The 985-nt window shown below is 71.5% G+C and carries 2 protein-coding genes; both read right to left on the bottom strand.

The genetic code is table 11. The annotated features are described in order from the left end of the window. Positions 1 to 93: 93 nt before the first annotated feature. Positions 94 to 480: a 50S ribosomal protein L20 gene (gene rplT, locus HMPREF3105_RS08555; protein WP_041105250.1), complete on the bottom strand. Its 387-nt coding sequence runs from the start codon at positions 478 to 480 to the stop codon at positions 94 to 96. An 88-nt stretch (positions 481 to 568) separates the two neighbouring features. Then, positions 569 to 763, bottom strand: coding sequence for a 50S ribosomal protein L35 (gene rpmI / locus HMPREF3105_RS08550; RefSeq protein WP_002853699.1), 195 nt, complete (start codon positions 761 to 763; stop codon positions 569 to 571). Positions 764 to 985: the final 222 nt, after the last annotated feature.

Here is a 985-nt window from a genome sequence, read left to right as displayed (position 1 = left end):
GACGGGGCGGGCCTCGGTGGAGGACCCGCCCCGTCGGCGGTGGTGCTCACGCCTGGGGCGTGGTGGTGGGGCTCTCAGGGCCCCGGAGCCGGCTCAGCGGGAGACGGCGGGGGCGTTCACGTCCGCGGGCAGCGCCTCGCGGGCGGTCTTCACCAGCACGGCGAAGGTCGCGGCGTCGGAGACGGCGATCTCGGCCAGCATGCGGCGGTCCACCTCGACGCCGGCCAGCTTGAGGCCCTGCATGAAGCGGTTGTAGGTCATGCCGTTGGCGCGGGCGGCCGCGTTGATGCGGGTGATCCACAGGCGACGGAAGTCACCCTTGCGCTTGTGGCGATGCTGGTAGTTGTAGGTGAACGAGTGGAGCATCTGCTCCTTCGCCTTGCGGTACAGGCGAGACCGCTGGCCGCGGTAGCCGGAGGCGCGCTCCAGCATGGTCCGACGCTTCTTGTGGGCGTTCACTGCCCGCTTCACACGTGCCACGTGCGTACTCCAATCTGTGTGGTCCCCGGGGCGCGCACTGGCGCGTCACGGCCGAGGAGGAAGGGGTTCCGGCGAGGCCGGGGGGGTGTCAGATGCCGAGCATCCGCTTGATCTGCTTGATGCTGCCCTTGGAGACGAGCTGGTCGCCCTTGAGACGGCGGGTCAGGCGCGAGGACTTGTGCTCCAGGTAGTGGCGGCGGTTCGCCTGCTGGCGCATGATCTTGCCGGAGCCGGTCACGCGGAAGCGCTTCTTGGCACCGCTGTGGGTCTTCATCTTCGGCATGGCTGCCGTTCTCCTTCACTCATCGCTGCCGTGCGCGGCGCGCACGGCAGTGCTGGTCACCCCGGTCCGTCCGGACCGGGCTGGTCTGTGGCGACCCCGGGGGGTCAGGCCCGAGGACCGGGCTTGGGGGCACCGCCGCGGGGGGCGGCGGGCTTCGGCGGGGCCGGCATCGGCTTGGCCGTCGGCTTCGGAGCCGACGACGGCGCGGCCGGCTTGGCGGCG

It is taken from the genome of Micrococcus sp. HMSC31B01 (assembly GCF_001816085.1).
Taxonomy (GTDB): Bacteria; Actinomycetota; Actinomycetes; order Actinomycetales; family Micrococcaceae; genus Micrococcus; species Micrococcus luteus.
The sequence above is the reverse complement of the archived record's forward strand: the minus strand, read 5'-3'. Positions and strand labels throughout refer to the sequence as shown.

Coding starts and splice junctions, on each gene's coding strand:
- rpmI (WP_002853699.1), bottom strand. CDS start 763: ATGCCGAAGATGAAGACCCACAGCGGTGCCAAGAAGCGCTTCCGCGTG.